A 23194-nucleotide genomic window follows, 5' to 3' on the forward strand; every position below is an offset into this window, starting at 1 on the left:
GATCGTTACCCTGTAGCAGCTGGCGAGCAGCGCGAAGCTGCTACAGGATGGCGTGTTCTGCAGATCGGCTTAGAAAGGACGCAGAGGCAGGAACTTGCCGTCCAGGGTAATCACGGCGCGGGAACCGCCTTCCGGATCTTCGACTTTCTTCATGTCGAGCTTGAAGTTGATCGCGCTGATGATGCCGTCGCCAAATTGTTCATGGACCAGGGCTTTGAGCGTGGTGCCGTAGATCTGGATCATTTCGTAGAAACGGTAGATGGTCGGGTCGGTCGGGACACCTGAAAGGCTGCCGCGCAGCGGAATGATCTGCAGGCGGGCCACGGTGTCGGCGTCCAGGTCCAGTTTCTCGCCGATGACTTTAGCGGCGGATTCGGGCAGTGGATGCTGGCCGAGCAGGGCGGCGGTGACGTAGGCCAGGCCCAGGCCAGTGCCGTCGGTCAGGTCCTGCCAGGACAGATTCTTACGGGCCTTGGCATCGAGAATCGACGTGGTCAGGGCCAGACTTGGGTCGTTGTAAGCGTGGGACTGTTGCATGGTGATTCTCCTATCGGGTTGGTATTGCTTGGGTGTGAAGCAATCTTCTGCCGATTGATCCATAGCGTCCAAGACCGATATACAATGCTGCGCATAAGTCCTGCCTATAGATGGTGAGCCCCATGCTGCTGCGACATCTGCGTTATTTGCTGGCGGTTGCCGACCACGGCGGCTTTACCCGCGCTGCCGAGGCGCTGCACGTTTCACAGCCGACCCTGTCCCAGCAGATCCGCCAGCTGGAAGAAACCCTCGGTGTGAGCCTGTTCGACCGAACCTCGCGCACGGTCAAACCGACCGATGCCGGTGCGGCCTACATCGAGTGTGCGCGTCGGGTATTGGTCGAGCTGGAAGCGGGGAAACGTGCGCTGCACGACGTTAAAGACTTGTCCCGCGGCAGCTTGCGCCTGGCCATGACGCCGACGTTCATGGCGTACCTGGTGGGGCCGTTGGTGCGCGATTACGTGGCGCAATTTCCGAACATTCACCTGGAGATTTTCGAGCTGTCGATGGACGACATCGAGGCCGGGCTGCTCGATGACTCACTGGACGTTGCCATCGCGTTTACCCAGGTCAGAAATGCCGACATCGAATCCATCCCGGCGTTTACCGAGACGTTGGGCGTGATGGTGGGGCGCGATCATCCGTTGTATGAAAGCCAGGTCGCGCTGTCCGCTGAGCAGGTGGCGCAACTGGACTTCGCGCTGCTGGCGCCCGGCTTCGTCACCCGTACCCGCATCAATGAGTACTTTGCCTTGGAGCAGATCACGCCGAAGGTGGTGATCGAGGTCAACTCGGTGAACACCCTGCTGGAAGTCATTCGGCACACGGCGATTGCCACCATTCTCCCGGAGCCCATTGCCACCCAGGACCGGGCACTGCGAAAAATCCCGTTGCAAGGAGAGGCGCCCACTCGGGGCGCGGCGTTGCTGCGGCGTAAAAACAACTATCACAGCGCAGCGTCGGTGGCGTTCATGAATCTTGTGTTGGGGACGGTGGCTCGTTAGTCGACAGGATCAATCATCCAGTGTTGGGCACACACCATTCGAGCCCTTGCCGGCGGCTGTCACCTTGACCGTTTCGTCATCGATCACTTCAATCGAAACAGTGATGCCCGAACCCTTGGCTTCGAAGTGGTGGTCATCGATGGATTTGGTCTCGGCTTCCTTGCCGCCGATTGTGACCGGGCCCCCGGAATCCGCATGTACCGCTATTTTTCCGGGGCAGTCGGCATCGAATAAAGGCAGGCTGGAAATATCGGCATGGGCGGTATTGGCGATTGCCAGCCACAGCAGAACTGTCAGGGTTTTTTTCATCGCAAGTCTCCAAGGGCACAACAGCGAATAAGATTAACCATAGCTGTATTTGCTGCGCACGAGACAAACAAAAAAAGGCCCCGCTCGAATAGTCGAGCGGGGCCTTTTTATTGATGAGACGCGGGATAAACCCTGGAGGGGATATCAGTAGAACCGGTCAATCACCCGAACTTCATTCTGGTTCTGCATCGAGGCCCATGCCTGTTTCAGCGTTTGCAGAACGTTACCGATGAAGTCCCGGTCGGCTGCGGCTTTCTTGCCAACGTAGCCCTGGCCGCGACGGTACATCTTCAGTCGGGCGAGCAGGTTCTGGTTGTTCTGGTCGAACTCCGCTTCATGAGCGTGAGGCGACAGGCAGTCGATATGAACCTGGCCCGATTTGCTGATCCACAGAATGTGGCTGTCGTGGCTGTCTTTTTGCGCAGCGAAGATACGAGCCAGTTCATCGATAGTAGGTTGATTGTTCAGATTCATAATATGCCCCTTGACCATTTGGTGATCTTTCAAAGTTGATTCGCTAATACAAGTAGCCCATCGGTTAGTTGATCCCTGGCACCGAAACCAGGACGTCAGCGGTCGGCCGTCAAATCGACGGGGTTGCGCGTCTGTTGCATGTAGTCGTGTTGAATAACTGCTACGCGTTAGCGTCACAACGAGGAGAAGCGGCGAAAACCTGGAGGCCACTGCCGACTTTTTCAGGGTCGGCCACAAGCTTCATGAGGATTGATCGCCAGCGCTTCTCGTCCTTGTACTGGACGTTCGGGCCAGGTCAGCTTCTTCAATCTGCCTTGTGGGCAGCGTGTATCCGGGAAAAACAGCTCGGCGGTCAGACGAGCTTGCTCAAACATGTTGCTGCACTCCCGATCGGGGAGATGTCTGCATCATGCAAGGGCAAATCGAAGGCGTCAACCGTTATGTAGTGATTATTTTTGTTCACTACATATTGTCGGACAAAGCTGTTTGGAATTAAAAAAGGGAGGGCGAGGCGGGCTGTCAGGCCGATGACGGCAAACGCTGGAAGCGGTAGAAGGTGCAGGGATAACCGTCTACCGGCTGCTGGTGGAGGGTGAAGTCAGCGCCGGCGAGTTCGGGCATCACCTTGGCCCAGAACAGGCGAGCTGGCTGGTTCGCGTCGATGTGGAAAATCTGCCATTGACCGGGTAACCGGCTCAAGAGGGTGGAAACGACAAACTTCGCGACACCTTGGCCACGAAAGCGTCGACTGACAAAGAGATAGCCGATGTTGTATTCGGCACCGTCGATAACGGTGTTGTCGTCCACGGTCACGAAGCCGGCCAGTTCTGCATCCACCCTGATCAGGTACGGCCGGGTCGCGGGTTTACGCCAGTAATCCCAACTGGGCTGGAAGTTGAAGAACCCGTGTTCACCGAGTTTCAACGGCAGCCATTCGCTCAAGTCGTACAGGTAGAACTGCATCAGGTTTTCGATGGTTTCCAGTTCATCACGGTGTGCGGCGTGCAGTTCAATCGAAGGCATGTGGGGGTCGCTCCTGATCGCTGGGCCATCCGTGGCCCGTACGGCGTCACTCAGTTGGGCGCGAAGTCGTACTTCCCACCTTTTTTCAAAGCGGCGGCGTAAGCAGGGCGTGCCTGGAACCGTTCAATCCACGCCGCCACATGAGGATAGTCGCCGAGTTTGCCCTGGGCTCTGGCGATCTCGCCGATGAAACTCATCTGGATATCGGCGGCGCTGAACTCATCACCGAGCAAGTACGGAGACTGGCTCAGTGCCGTGTCGAGGTAGCCGAGGTAGTTGGCCACTTCCGAGTTGATACGCGGATGCAACGGCGCACCGGCTTCACCCAGGCGTCCGACGTAGAGGTTCAGCATCAGCGGCAGCATGGCCGAGCCTTCGGCAAAGTGCAGCCACTGGATGTATTCATCGTAGGCGGCGGTGGATGGATCGGGTTGCAGGCGTCCTTGGCCATGACGGCGAATCAGGTAGTCGATGATCGCGGCGGACTCGATCACTTTCTGCGTGCCGTCTTCGATTACTGGCGACTTGCCGAGGGCGTTGACCGCTTTCAGTTCTGGCGGTGCCAGATTGGTCTTGGGGTCACGTTGGTAGGTTTTCAGCTCATAAGGGATGGCAAGCTCTTCCAGCAACCAGAGAATCCGTTGGGAGCGGGAGTTGTTCAAGTGGTGCACGATAATCATAGATATTTTCCCTGTGGCAGCTGTCGAGTGAAACGAGGCTGCGATGTCTTGTCAGAAATAGGCAGTCGTGAGCTTGAAGAACACTAGACCATCACCGTCCATTCGAAGTGCCCTCAAGCTTTACTGGCCGGTTTTGCCGCGCGCTTGGTGCCCGTCGACGGCTTTCGCTTGGCAGGCTTGCGTTTGTTTTTCCACGGTGTGGCGCCACGACCGGCCGGGCTTGCCGGCCCGCTGATGGTCAGGCTCAGGCCGGCGCAACGGGCGACCTGCTTGCTCATCCACGCCGCTTGCTTGGTGACGAATTCTTCCAGGCTCATCTCGCCGCTTTGCACCATGTCCAGCGCCTGCTCCCAGATGGCCGTGGTCCCGGGGTCGGCAATCGCGCGCGGCACCGCGTCGATCAGGCTGAAGGCGGCCGGGGTGGCGGCCAGGGCCTTGCCGTTCTTGATCAGGTAACCGCGATCCAGCAGGCCCTGGATGATCGAGGCGCGTGTCGCCTCGGTGCCGATGCCGGTGGTGTCCTTGAGCTTTTGTTTGAGCAGTGGGTCCTCTACCAGTTTCGCGACATTCTTCATCGCCTTGATCAGGTCGCCTTCGGTGAACGGCTTGGGCGGTTGGGTCCAGAGGTCCTTGAGCTTGACCTCGGCGACGGCGCAATCAAGCCCTTCGGCCAATGCCGGCAGCGGTTGCGGCGCCGGTGCCTCGCGGCCTTTTGCCGGGGCGAGCGCCTCGGGCAGGGCCCGTTTCCAGCCGGGTTCGACGATTTGCTTGCCGACGGCGCGCAACGCTTCGCCGGCGCAGTCGAAGTCGGCCTGGGTGCGGTCGTATTCATGGTTGGGCAGGAACTGCGCCAGATAGCGCGCGCGGATCAGCGTGTAGACCGCGCGCTGCTTGCCCACCAGCCGATCGAGATTCTTGGCGGCGGCGGTCGGGATGATGCCGTGGTGCGCGGTGACCTTGGCATCGTTCCAGGCCCGTGAGCGACGCTGGGGTTCCAGGTAGTCGTTCAAGGCGTTCAGCGACGGATCGGCCTGGCGCAGCGCGGCGAGAATGCCCGGCGCTTCGCTGTGCTGGCTCAGGGGCAGGAAACCGCAATCGCTGCGCGGGTAGGTGATGACCTTGTGGGTTTCATACAGCGCCTGGGCGATGTCGAGGGTTTCCTGGGCGCCGAGCCCGAGTTTCTTCGAGCAGACTTCCTGCAGGGTGCCCAGATCGAACGGCAATGGCGCGACTTCACGCATCCGTTCAGTGCGTAGCTTGATCACCCGGGCACTCGCGGCACCGCGCAGTGCGGCGGCCGCTTGCTGGGCCAGCGCCTGGTTCAGGCAGCGATCCTGATCGTCACAGGCGTCGGATGCCGCACGCCATTGCGCGGTAAACGCGGTGCCATCGTGCAGCAGCTGCACGTCGATGGCCCAGTAGGCGACCGGCACGAAATCGGCAATGCTGCGATCGCGATCCACCACCAGGCGCAAGGTCGGCGTCTGCACCCGGCCCACCGGCAATACGCCCTGATAACCGGACTGACGCCCCAGTAGCGTAAACAGCCGGCTCATGTTCATGCCGATCAGCCAATCGGCACGGGACCGTCCGAGCGCCGAATGATAAAGGCTGAAGGTCTCTTCACCCGGTTTGAGCGCAGCCAGCGCCTTACGTATCGATGCATCGTCGAGCGCCGACAGCCACAGCCGGCGGATCGGCCCACGATAACGGCAATGCTCCACCAGCTCGCGGGCGATCATTTCGCCCTCACGGTCGGCGTCGGTGGCAATCACCAGTTCATCGGCCTCGCCGAGCAGGCGCTTGACCGCCTTGAACTGACTGGCCGTGCGCGGCTTGACGGTCATCTTCCACTTGTCGGGGATGATCGGCAGGTCCGCCAGCACCCAGCGCTTGTAACGCGCGTCGTAGGCGTCCGGCGGTGCGGTTTCCAGCAGGTGGCCGATGCACCAGGTGACCGTGACGTCCGTTCCCAGCCAGCAACCGTCGCCACGTCGCTTGGCGCCGAGCACGGCCGCGATGTCTTTGGCCTGGGAAGGTTTCTCACAGAGGTACAGCCGCATAACCACCATCGTTCATCAAGTTGGCAAGAGACGCACAGAATGGCCGGTGGCGAGCGATGGAGCAATCTTTATCTGTATGGATGTACAGGCAAAGCTGTTGCGTCAGGTTGCGACGCCCCAACGGCCCGTTCAGCTGTGAGACAGTCATTGTCGCGAAAATTGCGTTATACCTGATAAACCCTGGTCTCAGGTTCTGGCGGCGCAGCGCGCCCCACAGGTCCATCACCGTCATGAGGAACGCATTCCATGAAAAGCACTGGTCCCAGTCCTGTCATTACCATCGCGGAAGAGCCGAACACCCTGTTGGTGAAGTTTCACGGTATTCAAGTCGCCGCCTCGACACGTGCGCTGGTGATGCTGGAGGCCAATTATCCTCCCGTGTACTACGTTCCATGGGAGGACATCGCCGAACAATATTTCGCGCGCACCGACCACACAACCTATTGCCCCTACAAGGGCGACGCCACTTACTACAGCTTGAAAGTCACAGGGCATGAGGCCGCAAACGCCGTGTGGCGCTATGAAAACCCCAAAGTGTCCGTCGAACAGATTCGCGGATACGTGGCGTTCTATCCCGATCAAGTCACGTTCGAAGTTCTAAAAAATATCGAGTGATGGATTTCCAGGCACACGTGCTTTTGCTCTTCACCACTCAACAAGCCGAGCGGTAGCTCGCTTGCAGCTCTTGATCTTGATGCACACGCCCCCTCGAGAGGCCGAGTGGAGGTTCTGCGCAGTGGGCAACCCGGCATGGATGCCGGGTTAGCCGCCCTCGCCGTCAGGGCGGAACCCTAAGCAGCCATCACCTAAATAACGGATAAGCCCCCCAAATCGCATCAGCTCAACGAACAGCCCCCACCAACGTCGACTCATCAATCTGACCAATCGAAGTCACCCCGGTCAACGTCATCGCCACACGCATCTCCCTGGCAAAAATATCCAGCATGTTTTCCACCCCACGCTGGCCATCAGCCGCCAATGCATAAGCCATCGAGCGACCGAGCAATACGCCTTTCGCCCCCAACGCCAACATCCGCACCACATCGAGCCCGGAACGGATCCCCGAATCGACCAGCACCGTCAGATCATTCCCCACCGCTTGCATGATCGGCGGCAAAGCCTTCGCAGTGGAAAGCACCCCATCGAGCTGCCGCCCACCGTGGTTCGACACGACAATCCCGTCCGCGCCGAAGCTCACCGCATCCCTGGCATCCTGAGGGTCGAGGATGCCCTTGATGATCATCGGGCCTTTCCAGAACTCACGAATCCACTCCAGATCGCTCCAGCTGATCGACGGGTCGAAATTGTTGGCCAGCCAACCCATGTAGTCCTCGAGGGTGACGGCTTTGCCCAGGTACTTCGAGATATTGCCCAGATCATGCGGGCGCCCCATGAGGCCAACGTTGAACGCCCAGTCGGGTCGCGTCATGGCCTGCAACATCCGACGCGATGATGCAAAAGGCCCGGACATCCCCGAATGCGCATCCCGGTAACGAGCGCCGGGAGTAGGCATGTCGACAGTAAATACCAGGTTTTTCACCCCTGCCGCCTTCGCCCGCTCCAGCGCGTTTTTCATGAAGCCCCGGTCTTTCAACACATACAGCTGAAACCAGATGGATTGCTGACTCTGCGCTACGACTTCCTCGATCGAACACACCGAAACGGTCGACAGGCACAGCGGGATGCCTTTGTTTTGCGCCGCTTTGACGGCCTGCACTTCACCTCGACGGGCGAACATGCCGGTCAGGCCGACCGGGGCGAGAATGATGGGCATCGAAAGCGGCTGATCGAAGAGGGTGGTGCCCAGGCTCAGGGATTCGACGTTTTTCAGAATCCGCTGACGCAGGCTGATGCCGGTCAGGTCGGCGCTGTTAGCCCGCAACGTATGCTCGGCGTAAGCGCCGCCATCAATGTAATCGAACAAAAAACGCGGAAGTTTGCGGCGTGCGGCCTCACGGTAATCCGATGCGGATGAAATGATCATGGGGTGCTGATGCCTCGTTCTGGTCAGTGGCGGGGCTGCGGACTGCTTTGCGTCAGGTTAACGAAAACGCCCCGCGTGTGCGTAATGCTGTTCACTTAAGAACGTTTTGGGGTTGGGTGCATATCCGTTTCTGCGGTAACGGCGGCTTAGGGTTCCGCCCCTGACGGCGGGTCACTTGGAGAAGCCTGCGCGGCCCGACGCCAAGTAACCAAGCGCTTTTGCCCCTGACGTTCGGTGCCTCGCTTCGGTCCTGCTCCGTGGGCCCGCCGCCATCGGCCATCCATGCCGGGTTGCCCACTGCGCAGAACCTGCGCTCGGCCTCACGAGGGGGCGTGCACCGCAAAAGCCAAAGCGAGGCGGCCTACGGGCCGACCTGTTTGCTCAACGCTTGCGCGTGGTGATCGTTCCCCAGAGCACACGATCGTTCCCACGCTCTGCGTGGGAATGCATCCTGTGACGCTCCGCGTCACCATTGCGCAAGACTCAAACATGGCGTTGACGGCGGAACGCAGAGCGTCCCCGGCGGCATTCCCACGTGGAGCGTGGGAACGATCAACAGCAACAGCAACAACATCGCGAGCAGGCTCACTCCCACATAAAGCAAATCGGCGCACAGCTTTTGCTCCTCACCACTCTTCAGGTCGAGCGTTAGCTCGCCTTTAGCTTTTGATTTTGATCTTGATCTGCTCCGTCGGAAGGCCGAACGCAGGTTCTGCGCAGTGGGCAACCCGGCATGGATGCCGGGTTAGCCGCCCCCGGCCATGGATGGCCGATGGCGGCGGGCCCACGGAGCAGGACCGGAGTGAGGGAATGCCGAGCCACAGCGAGGCACCGGACGTCAGGGGCGCTAGCGCTTGGTTACTTGGCGCTTCTCCAAGTGACCCGCCGTCAGGGCGGAACCAATAGCCGCCGTTACCGCAGAAACGGATATGTCCCCAACCCCAACCCCAACCCAAAAACGGTCTTAAGTGAACAGCATTACCCGGGTGTGCGGGGCGTTTTTCTGCAGTGACGGTCAGTTTTTATCGAGGTCGACGTTTTTCGTTTCACGCAGACAGATCATCCCCACCACCAGGCTCACCGCAGTGATCACCACCGGGTACCACAGCCCGTAGAAAATATCCCCGGTGTACACCACCAGAGCGAACGACACCGTCGGCAGGAAACCACCGAACCAGCCATTGCCGATGTGGTAGGGCAGGGACATCGAGGTGTAGCGGATGCGTGTCGGGAACAGTTCGACCATCAGCGCGGCCAGCGGGCCGTAGCACATGGCGGAGATAATGATCAGCGCGACGATCAGCGCCACGATCATCGGTTTGTTGACCAACTGGGTATCGGCTTTTGACGGATATCCGCCCAGGGCCACTGCACCGCGTAGCGCCGCTTCATCGTAGCCATCGATTTTCACATCACCGACGCTCACCTGCACGGCGCTGCCGGCCGGGGCCGCTTCGCTGGTGTAAGGCAGGCCCTGTTTCACCAGGAAGGTTTTGACCTTGTCGCACGGGCTGTCAAATTTCGCCTTGCCCACCGGATCGAACTGGAAGGTGCAGGTGGCCGGGTCGGCGAGCACGGTGATAGGTGCCTGGCGACTGGCCTGGTCGATGGCCGGGTTGGCGTAGTGGGCGATGGATTTGAAAATCGGGAAGTACAGCGCAGTGGCCAGCAGCAGGCCGATCATCAGCACCGGTTTGCGCCCGACCTTGTCCGACAGCCAGCCAAAGAAGATAAAGAACGGCGCGCCGATGATCACGCTGACGATCAGCAGGCTATTGGCCAGCGCCGGGTCCATTTTCAAAAATTGGGTGAGGAAGAACAGCACGTAGAATTGCGCGGCATAGAAGGTCACCGCTTGCCCGGCGTTGATACTGAACAGGGCGATCAGCACCACTTTGAGATTTTCCCATTTGCCGAAGGAGTCGCGCAGCGGCGACTTGCAGAGCTTGCCTTCTTCTTTCATTTTCACGAAGGCCGGCGACTCGTGCAGGCTCATGCGAATCCAGGTCGAGATGCCCAGCAAAACGATCGAAAACAGAAACGGAATCCGCCAGCCCCAGACTTCGAACTGGTCACCGGTGAAATAGCGGCAACCGAGCACCACCAGCAGTGACAGCAACAGGCCAAGGGTGGCCGTGGATTGAATCCAGCTGGTGTGAAAACCACGTTTGCCAATCGGCGCGTGTTCGGCGACATACGTGGCAGCGCCGCCATATTCACCGCCCAGGGCCAGGCCCTGAAGCATGCGCAACAAGACCAGGATGATCGGCGCGGCAATGCCGATGCTGGCGTAGGTCGGCAGCAGACCGACGCAGAAGGTCGCCAGGCCCATGAGGACAATGGTCGCGAGGAACGTGTATTTACGCCCGATCATATCCCCCAGTCGCCCGAACACCAGCGCGCCGAAAGGCCTGACGATGAAGCCGGCGGCGAACGCCATCAGGGCGAAGATGAACGCGGTGGTGTCGTTGACCCCGGCAAAAAACTGCTTGCTGATCACCGCCGCGAGGGCGCCATAGAGGAAAAAGTCGTACCACTCGAAGACCGTTCCGAGTGACGAGGCGAAGATGACTTTGCGGGTGTCGGGGCTGGTGTCGACGCTAAGCGTGGTGTCCAGCGGCTGAACATGTTCTGACATATCGGTATCCCTCACAGTGATTGTTTTTGTTGTTCCACTGGTGTTGCGTATTCCTTACGGCGGGGTATTTCTACGTCGGTAAATCTGATGCGATCCCTTGTGGGAGCGGGCTTGCTCGCGAATGCGTCGTGTCAGTGCTCATCAATGTTGATGGTCTACCGCTTTCGCGAGCAAGCTCGCTCCCACAGGGGAGGGGTTTACAGTCAAAGGGTTGAGGATCAGCTGTGCAGCCTTTTCGGCAATCATCAGCGTAGGCGAACAGGTGTTGCCTGAGGTGATGCGCGGCATGATCGAGGCATCCGCGATGCGCAGGCCGGGAATCCCGTGCACGCGCAGCTCGGCGTCGACCACCGCGTCCGCGTCGTTGCCCATGCGGCAGGTGCCCACCGGATGGAAAATCGTCGTGCCAATCCGCGCTGCGGCTTCGTGCAATTGTTCTTCGGTCTGCAAGCTGGCGCCGGGCAGGTATTCCACCGGTTTGAACGCTTGCAGGGCCGGTGCGGCGACGATGCGCCGGGTCAGGCGAATCGCGTCGGCCGCGACCCGCAAGTCCTCCGGATGGCTCAGGTAATTGGGCTGGATCAGCGGTGCTTCCTGCGCATTGGCTGAGCGAATCTCCACCCGGCCACGGCTTTGCGGTCGCAGATCGCAGACCGATGCAGTGAACGCGGGGAAGGCATGCAACGGCTCGCCGAAACGCTCCAGCGACAGCGGCTGCACGTGGTATTCGAGATTGGCCGAGGTTTGCTCCGGCCCGGATCGGGCAAACGCGCCGAGCTGACTCGGCGCCATCGACAGCGGGCCGCTGCGGTCATACAGGTAACGCAGACCCATGCCCATCTTGCCCCACACACTGCCGGCGATCTGGTTCAGGGTGCGCGCATTTTCCAGTTTGTAGATCAGCCGCAATTGCAGGTGATCCTGCAGGTTGCCACCGACGCCGGGCAGCTCATGGGCCACGCCGATCCCGAGTTTTTCCAGGAGTGGGCGAGGGCCGATCCCGGAACGTTGCAGAATACTTGGCGAGCCAACGGAGCCGGCGCACAGGACGATTTCCTTGCGAGCCTTAAAGGTTTTCGCCTGACCCTGGTAGCGCGCACTGACGGCCGATGCGCGGCCGTTTTCCAGCAGCACACGATCGACTTCGACGTCGGTCAATACGGTAAGGTTGGGGCGGTTGCGCACCGGTTTGAGAAACGCCTTGGCCGCGTTCCAGCGAATCCCGGCTTTTTGATTGACCTGGAAATAGCCGCAGCCTTCGTTATCGCCCTGGTTGAAGTCATCGATGCTGGCGATGCCGCTTTGCTCGGCGGCACTGCGAAACGCATCCAGAATCGGCCACGACAACCGCTGACGCTCGATCCGCCATTCTCCGGCAGCGCCGTGAAATTCCGAGTCGCCGGCAAAATGGTTTTCGCTTTTCTTGAACAGCGGCAGGACGTCGTTCCAGCTCCAGCCCGGATTGCCGTCGGCGGCCCAGCCATCGTAGTCGCCCGCCTGGCCGCGCATGTAGATCATGCCGTTGATCGAGGAGCAGCCGCCCAGCACTTTGCCGCGCGGGTAACTCAAGGCGCGACCTTGCAGGCCTGTTTGCGCTTCGGTCTTGAAGCACCAGTCGGTGCGCGGGTTGCCGATGCAGAACAGGTAACCGACGGGGATGTGAATCCACGCATAGTTATCGCGGCCACCGGCTTCGAGCAGCAACACCCGGTGTTGCGGGTTGGCCGACAGTCGATTGGCCAGCAAACAACCGGCCGGTCCGGCGCCAACCACGATGTAGTCGAATTCATCAAGGGAAGTCTGCATCCCTGACCTCGTATTGTTGTTCTTGTTGTCAGTCATCCTAGTTGTTAGCTTTCGTCAAAAGAATGTTAGTTTTTGCGCAGCCGCTGTGCGTTTTTAAACAGCGCTTCCAACAGCGTAGACCCAAGGACGACTCATGTTCGACTGGAATGACCTGCGGTTTTTTCTCGAATTGCAACGCAGCGGGCGTTTGCTCACCGCTGCCCGCCGTTTGAACACCACGCATGCCACTGTCGCCCGGCACATCGAAGCCATCGAAAAAAGCCTCGGCACGGCGTTGTTCGTCCAGCATGCCCAAGGCTATGAGCTGACTCCGGCAGGCGAGGCGTTGCTCAAACATGCTGAGGCCATGGAAAACGTCGCGTTGCTGGCCCAGGAGGAAATCACCCAGTCCACCGCGCCGCTGGGCAAGATCCGCGTCGGCGTGACCGAAGGGCTGGGGATCATGTTCCTCGCCAGCCGCATGAACGGGCTGTTCGAACGTTATCCGGGGCTGGAAGTGGAGCTGGTGGCGGTGCCGCGCTTCGTCAGCATCCTCAACCGCGAAGCCGAGATCAGCATCCACCTCGAACGCCCGGCCGCCGACATGCTGGTCACGCGCAAACTCACCGACTATCGACTGGCGCTGTATGCCAGCCAGGCCTACCTCGACCAGGCACCGCCGCTGCACAGCCGCGAAGACCTGGGGCGCCACGCCTGGATCGGCTATGTCGACGATTTGCTGTTCAGCCAGGAACTGATGTTCCTCAACAGCTTTTGCCGCAATCCGCGTGTGGTATTTCACAGCACCAGCGTCATCGCCCAGCAACAGGCGGCACGCGCCGGGTTGGGGATTGCGGTGTTGCCGTGCTACATGGCCAGTGCCGATCCGCAGTTGGTGCCGCTGCTGCCGGATGAAAACATCCTGCGCAGCTACTGGATCAGCACCCGCCGCGAGCTGCACAAATCGGTCAGGCTGCGGGTGCTGTGGGATTACGTGGTGGCGTTGTGTGATGCGGAGCAGACGCTGTTATTGGGATAGCTCTCCCGGGGCTCTGATCCGTATTTTCCATCGTTATCTGCATCTGTTATGCATAAGGCCTGCAGCTCACAATGACGCCACGGTCTGCAGTCGCGCAGCCACTGCACCGTAAACTCATTATGTAGGAGGCCCTATGGGCAAGATGGCAATTTTCCTCGGTGGATTTCTGTTGTTAACCATTCTGATTGGTGCCCTGGCGACAATTTCTCCCGTTTAGTCCCTTCGTCCACATGGGGAGGCGTTTGAACGAAGTTCCTTCAAACATCTTCCCGCCAGCGCCGCGCCTGTACGAGCAATGCCGGTGCAAAGTGCAGCACGACCATGCGCATCAAGTGATGCGTGAGGATGAACACCACGTTCAGCCCGCCGCCGAACGCGACGATGGCGATGGTCTCGATGGCACCCGGCATATAGGCCAACCACAACGACAAGGGATCGCTGCCCAGCACGCGTGCGGCCACGCCTGCAAACGCTGTTGCGATCAGCAACATCAGGGCAATCGACATCAGCCCGGCGCGGCCGTGGCGGACCAGTTCCCCGAGGGTGATGTCCTTGAATTTCGAGCCGATCAGCATACCCAGCAGGACCGTGGCGGAGTCGACACTCCATTGCGGCAGGTGGAAGTCCTGAAGATAGCCGACCTTGAGCGAAATCCCGGTGAGGACGATGGCGGTGAGCATGAAGGGGGCGGGCACGCCGGCCTTCAACAGCAAGCGCCCGAGCAACAGGCACAAGGCGATCAGCGACAACAGGGTCAATACGGTGCTCATGACCAGCGGGCTGCTTTCGGCAAGCACCGTGTCGGTGTGTCCGGGAATGCACACACTCACCAACACGGTGATCGACAGCAGGCGGATCAGGTGCACGACAATCACTTTGCCGGACGCACGTTCGGATTCAAGCAAGTCGAACACGGCGGCAAGTGCGCCGGGGTACACGGCCAATAGCGAGTCTTTCAGGTTCCAGCCCGAAACCCTGAACAACCAGAAGCCGGCGACGCTACTTTGAACCATCAGGCACAACAGCATGAAGCCGAGACTGGGCAGCATGGCAGCCGCTGTGTGGCTGTCCCATGACTTGAACATCAGACCGGTCGCGATCCCCAAGACGATCTGCACATAACCCAGACTGAAGGGCAGCGCAGGGGAAAAACGCAGGTTGCTGGCGATTAACGCGGTCGCGAGTATCGAGCCCAGCAACAGGCCGTGGGGGACACCGGCGTATTGCAGCGCGGCGCCGACGCCGATGGCGATCAGCAAACACAACAGGGTTTTCATGGGGTCTTCCTTGATTCGTGAATTAGCCCGCGCTTCCATCCGGGCCATGCACGTTTTCCCATTTAACCAGGCGAAGCGTCAAGCATGCCTGTTGCGCTAGTGTCATCTCGGTGGATCCTGCTGGAGCCGGATGCTGACGAGGTGCCTTCTTGGCCTGGGCACTCGCTGGCAGCCAGCTCCAACAGGGGAGTGGGCTCGCGGGTATCAGTCGACGACATGCATCAACTGTTGCACCCCCTCCCACGCTTCAGCGCGCATGTGTTCCAGATCCAGTCCCAGGATCACCCCGTCGTCGACCACCAGCCGCCCACCGATCATGCTGTAGCGCACGGCAATCGGCTCACCGGCAACCACCGGTGCAATCGCGAGATCATGGAAACCAAAGAACCGTGGATGATCGAGACCATAGATCACCAGGTCCGCCGCCTGGCCAATTTCCAGCGTTCCGACCGATCCCAGCCCCAACACCTGCGCGCCGCCGGCCGTGCCCCAATGAATCACCTCTTCGGCGGTGGTGGCTGAAGCCCCTTGTTCGGCCCGATGAATCAACCACGCCGTGTGCGCTTCACCGACCATACTCCCGGACTCGTTGGACGCCACGCCATCGACCCCGAGGGATATCGGCACCCCGGCCTCTTGCATTTGTGGCACTGGCGCGACACCGCTGCCCAAGCGTGCGTTGCTCACCGGGCAATGAGCAATGCCGGTGCCGGTTTGCGCGAGCATGCGGATTTCCGCCGGTTGCAAATGCACCGCGTGGGCGAACCAGACATCCGGGCCGAGCCATTCATGCTCGGCGACGAACTCCACCGGCAGGCAGTTGTATTTTTCACGGCAGAAATTGACGTAGTTCTGTGTTTCCGAAAGGTGCGTGTGCAAACGCAAACCGAGGCCGCGAGCGGTGTGGGCAAGCTCTCGCAGCAAGGTCGGCGGCAGGGAGAAGGTCGGTGTCGTCGGCGCCACCACCACGCGCCGCATCGCATCCGGGGTGTCTTGGTGATACAGCGATTTGAGCCGTTCGATGTCGCCGACCATCTGATCAAGCGTCTCGGGTTGCAGCGCCGTTTTTGAGAATCCCGGATGCGCGCTGGCGGATTCCAGTGCGCCGCCGCGGCACAGAACAAAACGCATGCCGAAGGTCTCAGCGGTGTCGAATAGCAGGTCGCCGGTCTCGGTGGTGCCGTTGGCGTGATAAAGATAATGGTGATCGGCGCAGGTCGTCACCCCCGACAACAGCAGCTCGGCCATGCCCAGGCGTGAAGCGATCTGCGCCAGTTGCGGGGTAAAACGGTTGAGGCGCGGGTAAGGCACGCTGGCCAGCCAGCCTTGCAAGTCTTGATTCATCCCTTCGGGCACGGCTTTGAGCAGGTTTTGAAACAGGTGATGATGGGTGTTGATCCAGCCTGGGTAGACGACCGAGTGGCGGGCATCAATCACCCGTTCGCCGGGGTGCGCGACAAGGCCTGCGGCCATTTCAGCAATGCGGCCGTTGACGATGCGGATGTCTACGCTACCGGCCCGGGCGCGCGGACCGCGCAGGCCGGTCATCACCGCGGCCGGATTTTTGATCAGGATGTCTTGAAGTCGTGTCATGTGCTTCTCCAGTCAGAGGCTGTGTGGGGCGGGCTTAGTGGCTGCGCTGTCGGCAACGCTGACGCCGTTGAGCGCCGCGTCGACGGTTTGCAAAAGCGTGGCAATGCCCGAGCAAAACAGGGTGGTGCTGATCAGCACCACGGTGTCGGCCTGGGACATTTTCAGCGCGCTTGCGACAATCAACGGCACGGCAATGGCGCCGATGTATGAAACGGCCATGTGTTGCAGGCCGAGGGTGAGCATTTGCCGGACCGGCAGAATCTGGTCGACCGGGTGGACGGTGGAAGGGGTTTTTGATGGGGATGTGGCTGACGACATGGGGAAACACCTCTAGCTGTTGTTATTCGGTACAGAGGGGTATTCGTTCTGCGTGCCCGGAGCCGCCATCCACCGGCTCCGATGCCGTTCTTTCAGCTTGCCAGGCAGGCGGCAAAGCCCTGGTTCAGCGCCGCGCGGTCCAGGTCGCGGCCGATGAACACAATCTTGCTGGAGCGTGGTTCCGTGCCCCATGCGGTGGAGGCTCGGAACTCGACCAGGCTGTGGACGCCCTGCAGCACGTAGCGCTGATCCTGATCCGCGACGGCCAGCACGCCTTTCATGCGGTAAAGGTTGTCGGCCTGCTCAGTGCGCAACGCGCTGATCCACTGGTGGAAGGCGAGCAGATTCACCGCGCCGTCCACGGTGATGCCGACTGACGTCACGCTCGGGTCGTGCTCATGATCCAGATCAGGGTGATGTTCGTCGGCGTGGTGATCGTGTTCAGCGCCGATTTCCATCAGTTTCTGCGTTGACTCGAACGCACCGATGCCGAGGATCTTCGTCAAGTCGATTTGCGCGTAGCTGGACGTCACCAGCTGCGCCGTGGCGTTCAACCCGCGAATCTTGCCCCGCAGCGCGGTGACGTCGTCCTCGCTGACCAGATCGACCTTGTTGATCACGATGCGGTCGGCGCAGACGATCTGATCCACCGCCTGGTTGTCCACGCCATCGAGGTGCAAATCCTCCAGATGCTGGGCGATGTGCTTGGCATCGACCATGGTCACGATGGCGTCCAGTTCCACTTCATCGGCGATCGGGTCGTTGATGAAGAAGCTCTGTGCTACCGGGTATGGATCGGCCAGGCCGCTGGTTTCGATCAGGATGTGATCGAGTCTTACCGGGCGAGCCACCAGTTCGCGAACGATGCGCACCAGGTCTTCGCGGACTTCGGCGGTGCAGCACACGCAACCGTTGACCATCTCGTAGATTTCTTCGGTCTCGGAGCTGAGCACCAGGTCACCGTCGATGCCGACTTCACCGAATTCGTTTTCGATCACGGCAATCTTGCGCCCGTGGTTTTCCTTGAGGATGTAGTTGAGGAGGGTGGTTTTACCGGCGCCGAGGAAACCGGTGAGGATGGTCACCGGGATTTTGCGGTTCGGGGTCGGGGCGTTGAATGGAAGGTTCATGTTGAGCTCCTTGATGACTGATCGATTTGCCGGGTAATTTTTTTTGTGGGAGCGGGCTTGCTCGCGAAGCGGTAGATCAACCGACACCCCTGCGAACGGCTTTGGCTTCATCGCTCGTGCCGGGTTTCGAAGCTTCACCCCAGCGCAGCGCGGTTCCGGCGTCGAGGCCGAACAGGTCGAGGACGCGGCCAAGGCTGTGATCGACCATTTGCGAAAGGTTTTGCGGACGGGCGTAGAAAGCCGGCACCGGTGGGGCGATGATCCCGCCCATCTCGGTGACGGCGGTCATGTTGCGCAGATGGGCGAGGGTCAGCGGCGTTTCCCGGGCCATCAGCACCAGGGTGCGGCGTTCCTTCAAGGTGACGTCGGCAGCGCGGCCGATCAGTCCTGATGAGGTGCCGGTGGCGATCTCCGCCAGCGTGCGCATCGAGCAGGGCGCGACCACCATGCCCAGGCAGCGGAACGATCCGCTGGCGATCCCGGCGGCCACGTCGTCGGCGCGATGGTAGTGGCTGGCCAACGCGGTGACGTCGGCCAGCTTGTAGTCGGTTTCATGGGCCATGGTCAGCAGCGCGGCACGGCTGATGATCAAGTGGCTTTCGATGTTCAGTTCAGCCAGCAACTCCAGCAGTCTTACGCCGTAGATGAACCCTGACGCGCCGCTGATGCCGACGACCATGCGCTGGCGGTTCATGATGAATACTTCTTCAGCAGCGTCAGTGCGCGCTCGACCACGTGCTGATCCAGTTGCGCCTTGATCCCGTCGAATCCCGATCCGCGCGTGGCGTCCAGCCCCATGCGCGAGGTGGTGCCATTGACCGAGGACGAGGGGTCCAGCGGACTGCCGGGTAGGCCGTCGATGACGAAAATATCCTGATGGGGCTGAAAGTGCGTGGCCAGCGCCCAGAGCACATGGCTGTCGTCACTGATGTCGATGTCGCTGTCCACCGCGATCACGGTTTTGAGGTAGGGGTCCCAGCCGAGCAGGGCGAGCATGATCTGCCGCGCCTCGCCGTCACGGCTCTGATCCAGCGCCACATAACAATGAAAATGCGTGCCGGAGTTGGGGTAATGCACGGCAGTGACAGCGGGGAAGCGGGCCTTGAGTTTCTCGCTCATCTCCGCTTCCCGAGGCAGGCGCGCCAGAGTCAGGTGTTCGGCGTAGCGCCCGCCGACCACGTCCACCAGCCAGGCGTCCTTGCGCCGCATCAGTGTGTCGACCCGCAGCACGTTATTGGTTGAGCGGTCTGAGGAATAGCCGCTGAACTCACCGAACGGACCTTCTTCGGCATAGGCCGCCGGGTCGATGGCGCCTTCGAGTACGAACTCGGCAAACGCCGGCACGCCGATACCGTAAAGCGGGGTCTTGACCAATTCCAGCGGGGCACCGAACAGGCCGCCGGCCACCGCGCGCTCATCGCTGCCGAAGGGCAAGCGTGCAGCGGCGGCAAGCATGAACAACGGATGGGCGCCAACCACCATGGCCACGCGCAGTTCTTCGCCGCGCTCGCGGGCGGTTTGCAGCATGCGCCACAAGTGGCCACGCGAATGCAGGCTGGTGGCGAGGGTCTGCCGGGCATGGCGCATCGAGCGGTGGTAGCTCATGTTGGCGATGCCGGTGACCGGGTCCTCGGCGATGATGATGGCGTTGGTAATGTACGGGCCACGGTCGCTGTCGAAGTGCTTGAGCATCGGCAACAGCGCCAGGTCCACGGCTTCGCCTTCGAAGATTTCGTCCAGCACCGGACCAGTTTCAACGTAGCGCGGGGCGATGGGATTGTTGGCGCGAGCCTGAAAGGTTTCGTGCAACTGCGCCGGAGCAACCCCGAAAATCCGCGCGATGCGGGTCCGGGAGGCGAACAGGTTGGTCGCGACCGGCACACCCAGATGGCCGACGTTTTCGCAGATCAGCAGCGGGTCGCGACCTTGTGAGGCGAGGGCATCGACCAGGGCGGTGACGTCCTGGTCGGCGGACAGTTTTTCGTGAAGGGTCAGCACATCGTTCGGGTATTGGCGGCGATAGGCGTCGATGAAGTCGTGGAAATCCTGGGTATCGCCGAGCGTGCAGAGGGTCATGGTTTCACCTCGTAAAAAAGCAGGCGCGCAGGGGATCGGCGACGTTCGATCGACAAGCCGTTGGCCTGCCGGTCGATCGAACGCCGGTTCATCTGAACGCCTGAAAGGTCGCTGTGCGCTTGTTTAAAAAGCCTGGAGGTAGGTCGTGGTCAGACGAATGTCCGCCTCGACCAGGTCCTTGGGTGGCGGTGTCGGTTCGATGCCGCACAACCGCGCGATGTTGTTGCCCAGGTAGTCCTCAAGGTGATCCTCATCGATCCCCAGGCCTTGCGGCGCTGGCGAACACAAGACTTCGAGCTCGCGCAACCACATGCCCGGTTCGTTCGGCGGCGAATCGGTGCCGAATACGATCTTGTTGCGTGGCAGTTCCTTGGCGAATTCGACAATCCGCGACTGGAAGCACCAACCGGATTCGCAGTACACGTTCGGCGTGTCCATGGCCATCCAGAACGCTTCGAAGGAGTAGTTGCCGCCGGTCTGGATGCCGAAGTGACCGATGATGAAATTGACCATCGGGAACTCGCGGATGATCGGGTAGAACATGGTCGGGATGGTGTACGGCCCGTCGCCCGTGTGGATCAGCACCACGATGTTGTATTTGGCGCAGACTTTCATCGCCGGCCGCAGCCAGTCCAGTGCCCGGTCCGGACGATAGCCGTGCATGTTGGCGTGCAGCTTGAGCATCTTGAAGCCGTATTCCTTGATGTGGAATTCCAGCTCTGCCGCACCGTTTTCCGGTCCCCAGCGTGGGTTGAAGTTGAAGTTGCCGATGAAGCGATCCGGGTATTTCACGCACAGTTCAGCGACGTAGGACATGTAGTCGCGCACGCCTTCGCGGCCCCGACGGTTGCCGTCGCGATAACCGGTGTTGCCCGGTGGCGGCTGGATGAAGCCCATGTCGATGCGCCGTGGTTTGCCATTGATCATGTACGGGCCGTCCATCAGCTTGAGCATGCGCTCGCCGGTGAACGGTTCGCCGGTATGGCGCCAGGCCTCATCGACCAGGTTGGTGGGGTGCAGATGGGTATCGATAATCATCGGTTCAACTCCTGGCCAGCTGGGTGGTGACAGGGCGCTTCAACTGCGCCTCGGCTTCGGACACGGAACGTGGCGGCGGCGTCGGTTCGAGGCCGATCATCCGTGCGGTGTTGTTGCCCAGGTACTCTTCGAGGGTGTCCTCGTCCAGGTTCAGGCCTTGCGGCGGCTCATGGCAGAGCACTTCCAGCAGGCGCAGCCACATGCCTGGTTCGTTGGGAGGGGTGTCGGTCCCGAAGAGGATTTTGTGCGTCGGCAAGACCTTGGCGAACTCGACGATCCGCGATTGCAGGCACCAGCCTGATTCGCAGTAGACGTTGGGCAGCTCCATCGCCCATTGCATGGGTTCGAAGACATAGACGCCGCCCGTCTGCACCCCGAAGTGCGCCATGATGAAATCGACGTTGGGGAACTCCTTGATCATCGGCACCCATTCTGAGGGGATGCTGTAGGGGCCGTCGCCGGTGTGCAGCTTGACCGGGATGCCCAGTTCGGCGCATTTCTCGAAGGCCGGACGGACCCAGTCCAGCGCCCGGTCCGGGCGATAGGCGTGCATGTTGGCCTGCATCTGGACCATCTTGAAACCGTGTTCCTTGACGTAGCGCTCGATCGCCTCGACACCGTTTTCCACGCCGCAGCGCGGGTTGTAGACGAAGCAGCCGATGAAACGATCCGGGTAGGTCTGCACCATCTTCAGTGTGTAAGCCATGTAGGCATCGATGGATTCGCGCCCGGTGAGGTCGCCGTCGGTCCAGGTGTAAATGGTGTTGCCTTGTGGCGGCTGGATGAAGGCTTTGTCGATGCGGCGAGGTTTGCCGTTGACCATGTACGGGCCATCCATCATCTCCAACAGACGCTCGCCGGTGAACGGGTCACCGTCATGCCTCCAGGCGAGGTCCACCAGGTCGGTGGGATAGCAACTGATATCGATGATCATTGAAGTCGATCTCCTGATAGCGGGGAAGGGAACCTTGCGGTTCGCAGCAGCCACGTCCCGGGCAATCGGCCATTTCTATGCGCACTGCTGCGCATTCCCTCGCCTGGTCGCATCCGGCTCGGGACGCTGTCTGCTTGGGGAGGAGTATTGGAAGGGGGGATCGGGTTCGTACAATATTAATTGGGCGAGGGGTTGATACGTGTTCGATATCGGGCAGGTTTCTGGTGGTGGATGTGTGGCATTTTTCGCAAGCGGGCTCGCTCCCCGCTGGCGATCTTTTGTGGGAGCGAACCCGCCCGCGATGACGTCAGCTCAGTGTCTGCCGAGCCAGACTTTTGATCACCTCGACTACCGGCGCCACCCGCTCGGCCTGACCCGGTGGCCACACCGCGTACAGGTTGTAATGCGCTGCAATCGTCGTGTCGTTCAGTGCCACCAAACGCCCCGAGCGCAACGCATCGGCGGCCAGCAAGCCGCGCACCAGACCCGCGCCAACCCCGGCCTCGGCGGCGGCGATCAGGTTCGCCGCGTTATCAAAAATCACACGCGCGGCCGGCTCGCTCGGTGCCATTTCAGAGGCCTCCAGCCAGGGAATCCACGACCGACGCGTATACCCCAACAACGGTAATTGCAGCACTTGGGCAGGAGTCATGGGCACCTGTAGACCCTGTCTTTCCAGCAAGGCGGGCGAAGCCACCGCGCGGACGCTGTCGCCACAAATCTGCGTCATCTCGCAGTCTTCCCAATCGCCATAGCCGTAGCGCAACGCCAGGTCGACCCGCTCGAACGAGCTGCGATCCGTGCGTGGCATCGACAGCAGGACCACTTCATGGTCGGGCAGCAAATCAAGCAGTTGCGGTAGCCGTGGATTGAGCCAGCTCTGCGCCAGTTCACTGTCGACATCCAGGGTCAGCCGTTGCACGACGCTGCGGTTTTTCACCGAGGACAGCGCCCGGTCGATCTGCGCGAGGCCGTCGGACAGCACGCTGGCAAACAATTGACCGGCATCGGTCAGGTTGCTGCCGCCGCCTTCGCGAACGAACAGCGGCTGGCCAATGAAGTCTTCCAGGCTGCGGATCTGCTGGCTGATGGCGCTGTGGGTCAAGTCGAGTCTGCGCGCGGCGCTGGAGAAACTTCCGCTGCGAGCAGCCTGGATGAAGGCATTCATGGACTGCACCGACGGGTATCGCTTGTACATGCTGTTAGTCCTACTTACACAGGATGGCAGAAATCGTCGCTGGCCCGTTTTTGCGCAGGCTTCCAATAATCGGCGACCAGGCCCGCACAAAGAC

22 protein-coding genes are annotated in these 23194 nt (G+C 60.6%); 3 read left to right on the plus strand and 19 right to left on the minus strand.

The window, feature by feature from the left end; all coding sequences use genetic code 11:
* Positions 1 to 69: 69 nt before the first annotated feature.
* Entirely contained in the window at positions 70 to 537 is a 468-nt protein-coding gene (cynS, locus tag HNR03_RS14950; protein WP_008043963.1) for a cyanase, read from the minus strand.
* Positions 538 to 659: 122 nt separating this feature from the next.
* Between cynS and cynR the strand changes: the two genes are divergently transcribed.
* Positions 660 to 1541, plus strand: coding sequence for a transcriptional regulator CynR (cynR, locus tag HNR03_RS14955; RefSeq protein ID WP_222586106.1), 882 nt, complete (start codon positions 660 to 662; stop codon positions 1539 to 1541).
* Between the two features lie 9 nt (positions 1542 to 1550).
* Here the strand turns inward: cynR and HNR03_RS14960 are convergent, their stop codons facing one another.
* From HNR03_RS14960 to HNR03_RS14985, 6 genes are all read right to left on the minus strand, one after another.
* On the minus strand, positions 1551 to 1850 hold the full coding sequence (locus HNR03_RS14960; protein WP_259154368.1) for a hypothetical protein: 300 nt from the start codon (positions 1848 to 1850) through the stop codon (positions 1551 to 1553).
* Positions 1851 to 1994: 144 nt separating this feature from the next.
* Positions 1995 to 2324 (minus strand): hypothetical protein, encoded by a 330-nt coding sequence (locus HNR03_RS14965; protein ID WP_208667882.1) that lies wholly within the window; start codon positions 2322 to 2324, stop codon positions 1995 to 1997.
* Between the two features lie 221 nt (positions 2325 to 2545).
* Positions 2546 to 2698: a hypothetical protein gene (locus tag HNR03_RS14970; RefSeq protein ID WP_007946257.1), complete on the minus strand. Its 153-nt coding sequence runs from the start codon at positions 2696 to 2698 to the stop codon at positions 2546 to 2548.
* 145 nt (positions 2699 to 2843) lie between these two features.
* Entirely contained in the window at positions 2844 to 3347 is a 504-nt protein-coding gene (locus HNR03_RS14975; RefSeq protein ID WP_259154371.1) for a GNAT family N-acetyltransferase, read from the minus strand.
* A 50-nt stretch (positions 3348 to 3397) separates the two neighbouring features.
* Positions 3398 to 4027 carry a glutathione S-transferase family protein gene (locus tag HNR03_RS14980; RefSeq protein WP_259154372.1) on the minus strand — a complete coding sequence of 210 codons (630 nt, stop codon included), beginning with the start codon at positions 4025 to 4027 and terminating at the stop codon, positions 3398 to 3400.
* A 113-nt stretch (positions 4028 to 4140) separates the two neighbouring features.
* The gene (locus tag HNR03_RS14985; RefSeq protein ID WP_259154373.1) at positions 4141 to 6090 is read right to left on the minus strand and encodes a DNA topoisomerase III; all 1950 of its coding nucleotides are present in this window, start codon (positions 6088 to 6090) and stop codon (positions 4141 to 4143) included.
* A gap of 246 nt (positions 6091 to 6336) precedes the next feature.
* On the opposite strand from HNR03_RS14985, the gene HNR03_RS14990 reads away from it, so the two are divergent.
* Positions 6337 to 6705 carry a DUF427 domain-containing protein gene (locus tag HNR03_RS14990; protein ID WP_259154375.1) on the plus strand — a complete coding sequence of 123 codons (369 nt, stop codon included), beginning with the start codon at positions 6337 to 6339 and terminating at the stop codon, positions 6703 to 6705.
* A 226-nt stretch (positions 6706 to 6931) separates the two neighbouring features.
* Here HNR03_RS14990 and lldD read toward each other — a convergent pair whose 3' ends face one another.
* From lldD to HNR03_RS15005, 3 genes are all read right to left on the minus strand, one after another.
* Entirely contained in the window at positions 6932 to 8074 is a 1143-nt protein-coding gene (gene lldD / locus HNR03_RS14995) for an FMN-dependent L-lactate dehydrogenase LldD (protein WP_259154377.1), read from the minus strand.
* Positions 8075 to 9089: 1015 nt separating this feature from the next.
* A complete protein-coding gene (locus HNR03_RS15000) occupies positions 9090 to 10712 on the minus strand; it encodes an MFS transporter (protein ID WP_259154378.1) in 1623 nt (540 codons plus the stop codon).
* 141 nt (positions 10713 to 10853) lie between these two features.
* The gene (locus HNR03_RS15005) at positions 10854 to 12518 is read right to left on the minus strand and encodes a GMC family oxidoreductase (protein WP_259154380.1); all 1665 of its coding nucleotides are present in this window, start codon (positions 12516 to 12518) and stop codon (positions 10854 to 10856) included.
* Positions 12519 to 12651: 133 nt separating this feature from the next.
* Between HNR03_RS15005 and HNR03_RS15010 the strand changes: the two genes are divergently transcribed.
* A complete protein-coding gene (locus HNR03_RS15010) occupies positions 12652 to 13536 on the plus strand; it encodes a LysR family transcriptional regulator (RefSeq protein ID WP_259154381.1) in 885 nt (294 codons plus the stop codon).
* A gap of 257 nt (positions 13537 to 13793) precedes the next feature.
* Here the strand turns inward: HNR03_RS15010 and HNR03_RS15015 are convergent, their stop codons facing one another.
* The 9 genes from HNR03_RS15015 to HNR03_RS15055 all read right to left on the minus strand — a co-directional run bounded on the left by HNR03_RS15015 (position 13794) and on the right by HNR03_RS15055 (position 23100).
* Positions 13794 to 14813, minus strand: a complete 1020-nt coding sequence (locus HNR03_RS15015) for an AbrB family transcriptional regulator (protein WP_259154382.1) — start codon at positions 14811 to 14813, stop codon at positions 13794 to 13796.
* A 204-nt stretch (positions 14814 to 15017) separates the two neighbouring features.
* Positions 15018 to 16406, minus strand: coding sequence for an amidohydrolase family protein (locus tag HNR03_RS15020; RefSeq protein WP_259154383.1), 1389 nt, complete (start codon positions 16404 to 16406; stop codon positions 15018 to 15020).
* Positions 16407 to 16418: 12 nt separating this feature from the next.
* Positions 16419 to 16724 (minus strand): solute carrier family 23 protein, encoded by a 306-nt coding sequence (locus tag HNR03_RS15025; RefSeq protein ID WP_259154384.1) that lies wholly within the window; start codon positions 16722 to 16724, stop codon positions 16419 to 16421.
* 92 nt (positions 16725 to 16816) lie between these two features.
* On the minus strand, positions 16817 to 17854 hold the full coding sequence (locus HNR03_RS15030) for a GTP-binding protein (RefSeq protein ID WP_259154385.1): 1038 nt from the start codon (positions 17852 to 17854) through the stop codon (positions 16817 to 16819).
* 76 nt (positions 17855 to 17930) lie between these two features.
* Complete coding sequence (locus tag HNR03_RS15035) at positions 17931 to 18548, minus strand: UbiX family flavin prenyltransferase (RefSeq protein WP_259154387.1); 618 nt, start codon at positions 18546 to 18548, stop codon at positions 17931 to 17933.
* Positions 18545 to 19930, minus strand: coding sequence for a UbiD family decarboxylase (locus HNR03_RS15040; RefSeq protein WP_259154389.1), 1386 nt, complete (start codon positions 19928 to 19930; stop codon positions 18545 to 18547). Before HNR03_RS15040 ends, HNR03_RS15035 begins: the two co-directional genes overlap by 4 nt.
* A 123-nt stretch (positions 19931 to 20053) precedes the next feature.
* Complete coding sequence (locus HNR03_RS15045; RefSeq protein WP_259154390.1) at positions 20054 to 20968, minus strand: amidohydrolase family protein; 915 nt, start codon at positions 20966 to 20968, stop codon at positions 20054 to 20056.
* Positions 20969 to 20972: 4 nt separating this feature from the next.
* Positions 20973 to 21902 carry an amidohydrolase family protein gene (locus HNR03_RS15050; RefSeq protein WP_090183042.1) on the minus strand — a complete coding sequence of 310 codons (930 nt, stop codon included), beginning with the start codon at positions 21900 to 21902 and terminating at the stop codon, positions 20973 to 20975.
* Positions 21903 to 22209: 307 nt separating this feature from the next.
* On the minus strand, positions 22210 to 23100 hold the full coding sequence (locus tag HNR03_RS15055) for a LysR substrate-binding domain-containing protein (protein WP_259154391.1): 891 nt from the start codon (positions 23098 to 23100) through the stop codon (positions 22210 to 22212).
* Between the last annotated feature and the right edge of the window lie 94 nt (positions 23101 to 23194).

Source organism: Pseudomonas sp. JAI111 (assembly GCF_024809425.1).
Classification (GTDB): Bacteria; Pseudomonadota; Gammaproteobacteria; order Pseudomonadales; family Pseudomonadaceae; genus Aquipseudomonas.

What these genes read in the sequence shown, in the direction of transcription:
- HNR03_RS15035 (WP_259154387.1), bottom strand. Translation starts at nt 18,548, where the DNA reads ATGAACCGCCAGCGCATGGTCGTCGGCATCAGCGGCGCGTCAGGGTTC.
- cynR (WP_222586106.1), top strand. Translation starts at nt 660, where the DNA reads ATGCTGCTGCGACATCTGCGTTATTTGCTGGCGGTTGCCGACCACGGC.
- lldD (WP_259154377.1), bottom strand. Translation starts at nt 8,074, where the DNA reads ATGATCATTTCATCCGCATCGGATTACCGTGAGGCCGCACGCCGCAAA.
- HNR03_RS15030 (WP_259154385.1), bottom strand. Translation starts at nt 17,854, where the DNA reads ATGAACCTTCCATTCAACGCCCCGACCCCGAACCGCAAAATCCCGGTG.
- HNR03_RS15020 (WP_259154383.1), bottom strand. Translation starts at nt 16,406, where the DNA reads ATGACACGACTTCAAGACATCCTGATCAAAAATCCGGCCGCGGTGATG.
- HNR03_RS14990 (WP_259154375.1), top strand. Translation starts at nt 6,337, where the DNA reads ATGAAAAGCACTGGTCCCAGTCCTGTCATTACCATCGCGGAAGAGCCG.
- HNR03_RS14960 (WP_259154368.1), bottom strand. Translation starts at nt 1,850, where the DNA reads ATGAAAAAAACCCTGACAGTTCTGCTGTGGCTGGCAATCGCCAATACC.
- HNR03_RS14965 (WP_208667882.1), bottom strand. Translation starts at nt 2,324, where the DNA reads ATGAATCTGAACAATCAACCTACTATCGATGAACTGGCTCGTATCTTC.
- HNR03_RS15000 (WP_259154378.1), bottom strand. Translation starts at nt 10,712, where the DNA reads ATGTCAGAACATGTTCAGCCGCTGGACACCACGCTTAGCGTCGACACC.
- HNR03_RS14975 (WP_259154371.1), bottom strand. Translation starts at nt 3,347, where the DNA reads ATGCCTTCGATTGAACTGCACGCCGCACACCGTGATGAACTGGAAACC.
- HNR03_RS14985 (WP_259154373.1), bottom strand. Translation starts at nt 6,090, where the DNA reads ATGCGGCTGTACCTCTGTGAGAAACCTTCCCAGGCCAAAGACATCGCG.
- cynS (WP_008043963.1), bottom strand. Translation starts at nt 537, where the DNA reads ATGCAACAGTCCCACGCTTACAACGACCCAAGTCTGGCCCTGACCACG.
- HNR03_RS15025 (WP_259154384.1), bottom strand. Translation starts at nt 16,724, where the DNA reads ATGTCGTCAGCCACATCCCCATCAAAAACCCCTTCCACCGTCCACCCG.
- HNR03_RS15040 (WP_259154389.1), bottom strand. Translation starts at nt 19,930, where the DNA reads ATGACCCTCTGCACGCTCGGCGATACCCAGGATTTCCACGACTTCATC.
- HNR03_RS15005 (WP_259154380.1), bottom strand. Translation starts at nt 12,518, where the DNA reads ATGCAGACTTCCCTTGATGAATTCGACTACATCGTGGTTGGCGCCGGA.
- HNR03_RS15010 (WP_259154381.1), top strand. Translation starts at nt 12,652, where the DNA reads ATGTTCGACTGGAATGACCTGCGGTTTTTTCTCGAATTGCAACGCAGC.
- HNR03_RS15015 (WP_259154382.1), bottom strand. Translation starts at nt 14,813, where the DNA reads ATGAAAACCCTGTTGTGTTTGCTGATCGCCATCGGCGTCGGCGCCGCG.
- HNR03_RS14970 (WP_007946257.1), bottom strand. Translation starts at nt 2,698, where the DNA reads ATGTTTGAGCAAGCTCGTCTGACCGCCGAGCTGTTTTTCCCGGATACA.
- HNR03_RS14980 (WP_259154372.1), bottom strand. Translation starts at nt 4,027, where the DNA reads ATGATTATCGTGCACCACTTGAACAACTCCCGCTCCCAACGGATTCTC.
- HNR03_RS15045 (WP_259154390.1), bottom strand. Translation starts at nt 20,968, where the DNA reads ATGATTATCGATACCCATCTGCACCCCACCAACCTGGTCGATGAGGCC.
- HNR03_RS15055 (WP_259154391.1), bottom strand. Translation starts at nt 23,100, where the DNA reads ATGTACAAGCGATACCCGTCGGTGCAGTCCATGAATGCCTTCATCCAG.
- HNR03_RS15050 (WP_090183042.1), bottom strand. Translation starts at nt 21,902, where the DNA reads ATGATCATCGATATCAGTTGCTATCCCACCGACCTGGTGGACCTCGCC.